Source organism: Edaphobacter aggregans DSM 19364, assembly GCF_000745965.1.
Taxonomy (GTDB): Bacteria; Acidobacteriota; Terriglobia; order Terriglobales; family Acidobacteriaceae; genus Edaphobacter; species Edaphobacter aggregans.
This window is the reverse complement of record NZ_JQKI01000337.1, coordinates 1-1,321: the sequence shown is the minus strand read 5'-3', so window position 1 is coordinate 1,321 and position 1,321 is coordinate 1. Positions and strand designations below refer to the sequence as shown.

Genomic DNA, 1,321 nt, shown 5'->3' with positions numbered 1-1,321 from the left:
CGCGCTTAGCACAAACAGGGTGCTTAAGTAGTAAGACAGGCCACGATGTGTGCGAAAGGGAGCCCTTCTGCAAGAAGAGTTCCGAATTCCTGTCTGCGACAAAGGGGAAACCTCGAGTTTCATATGATGCTCCTTTAGGTGGATCTGCGGGCTTGCGCGTTCATGGAATATCGGCAAATGCCAAGAGGCTTGTGGCGTTTCGATGAGATGCGCATCCGTCTATTAAACCGAATTCCACGCCGTAGCTGTTGTCCAATACAAGCGAGCTTTTCCCGAAAATGCTATTACACGTCTGAGGAAAGTGACCGAAGTTTGCCCCACTTTTGTCCGACATCTCGCAACCAAAATCCAGGAGTGGTTCCAGTTACACGTCGGAAAGCCTTTGTGAAATGGCTGTGGTTCGCAAAACCTGCTAGGTGCGCAGCAAGCGAAATCGATTTGCCCTCCTTCATCATCAACTTTTTCGCGCGGTGTATGCGCTGCTCGAGCCCCACCGATAGGGAGTCAAGTCAGCGGAAGTCTTGAAGGCTCGCGCAAATGTGACTGGGATAGTCCCGCGACCTTTGCGGTAATGAAGTATTTCTCGAAGGCCCTCAGGGCGAAGCTGCAGCAGTTCTTCGCTTTCCAACGAAACAGATCGCATTCGATTCATTCGATTGGGTAAGGAGTCCCGAATTCAAAAAAGTGCATCTATCCGGCGTCCGGGAGTTGATTGCCGCTTAATTCTTGTCGAGGAACTCGATGAACCCATACTGATCATGTTCAGTTACGCGGAAGAAGTTGAAAACCAAACAAATACGGCGATCGCAAGATCAACTCCTGGCTGTATTTCAACTTGTTGTCTCGCTACCCATAGCTATCTATGCCTTAGTCAAAGACTCTCCTGACGCGAGACGAATTGCCATACGATCACATGCAAACTGATTCCAACAAACAGAACAACAGAACCATAAGGACAGAGCCCGGGATGCGGATACAAATCCGCCATTTCCGACATGCTTTCAAAGACCGGGTACGGGAACTGCGAAAGACTAATTTCGCCAGCTCGGCATCTCATGCTCTGGCCGGCTCCTCTCTCTCCCGTTCAGGTAGATTTCTACCGCCTTTGATCGCGGCAGCGCGGATTCGGGCCACGCATCGGATTCACGTGTCCCGGAACACCAGTTGACACAGCCAATATGTTCATTTCGATATCTTCATTGAACTTTGAAGGCGAGCGTATCTAAACCGCTTTCCAGACCGCAACTGTTGTCCAAATAATCCTTTATCCAGCATCTCGCAACCAAAGCCCAGGGGTCGTACCAGTTACACGGCGAAAGAC

1 protein-coding gene is annotated in these 1,321 nt (G+C 50.3%); it reads right to left on the bottom strand.

Going from position 1 to position 1,321, the window contains the following annotated elements:
• Positions 1 to 284 precede the first annotated feature (284 nt).
• The gene (locus Q363_RS47325; protein WP_084080979.1) at positions 285 to 494 is read right to left on the bottom strand and encodes a helix-turn-helix domain-containing protein; all 210 of its coding nucleotides are present in this window, start codon (positions 492 to 494) and stop codon (positions 285 to 287) included.
• Positions 495 to 1,321 lie beyond the last annotated feature (827 nt).